The 837-nt window shown below is 28.3% G+C and carries 1 protein-coding gene; it reads right to left on the bottom strand.

Going from position 1 to position 837, the window contains the following annotated elements:
- Positions 1–24: 24 nt before the first annotated feature.
- Positions 25–837: hemolysin family protein (locus tag CN514_RS25055; RefSeq protein ID WP_141529545.1), on the bottom strand; the 813-nt coding region annotated here is incomplete at its 5' end.

Below are 837 nucleotides of genomic sequence, written 5' to 3'. Positions count from 1 at the left end.
TCAAAAACATAAAAAACTCGGCTCCTAAGAACCGAGTTTACTTTGCAAATTTTGTTGGTTTATTTTTACAATTACACTTTGTATTCTTCTATTTTGAACTTCTTTAATGATGAAGGTTAAATTTTTATATTGAAGTAATTCTCCATTTTTTGGTATATGTTTAAAACTTTCAAATAACCATCCACCTAATGTTAAATATTTACTACTTGGCTTTTTTATGTTAAATCGATTAAAAAAACTCGATAAGCTAATTGCGGCTTGGAATTGGTATTCATTCTCATTTATTTGGAAAAAATCATCCTCTTGCTCGTCAAATTCATCTCTAATTTCGCCAACGAGTTCTTCTATTATGTCTTCAAGCGTAACGATACCAGAAGTTCCTCCAAATTCATCCATAACAATAGCTAGATGTGCATTTTTTTTTTGAAGTATTTTTAGCACTGTAGAAATTTTCATTGTTTCCATAACAAAAATCGGCTCTCTAATCAGTTCATGAATACTAACTGTTTGTTTTTGTATAAGTTGAGTTAAAAATTCCCTTTCAGAAATAACACCAATTATATGATCAATATCCTGCTCATACACTGGGATTCTAGAATACCGTTCTTGTAAAAATAAATTACATATATAGTCCACAGATTCATTTATATCAATCGCAACTACATTTGTTCGGGGTGTCAAAATGTCATTTACTTTCTTTTCTTTAAAAGTGATTGTTCTTAAAAATAATTCATCTTCGTATAAGTTAAATTGTTCTTCATCAACAACATCAAATAAATAATTATGAGTTAAAAGATGTTTTTCTTTTGACTCTACATTTTTTTGATCCTTTGATTC

The sequence above is a fragment of the Bacillus sp. AFS001701 genome (assembly GCF_002559405.1).
GTDB lineage: Bacteria > Bacillota > Bacilli > Bacillales > Bacillaceae_G > Gottfriedia.
Note: the sequence above shows the minus strand (reverse complement) of the source record. Positions and strands in the feature narration are given on the sequence as shown.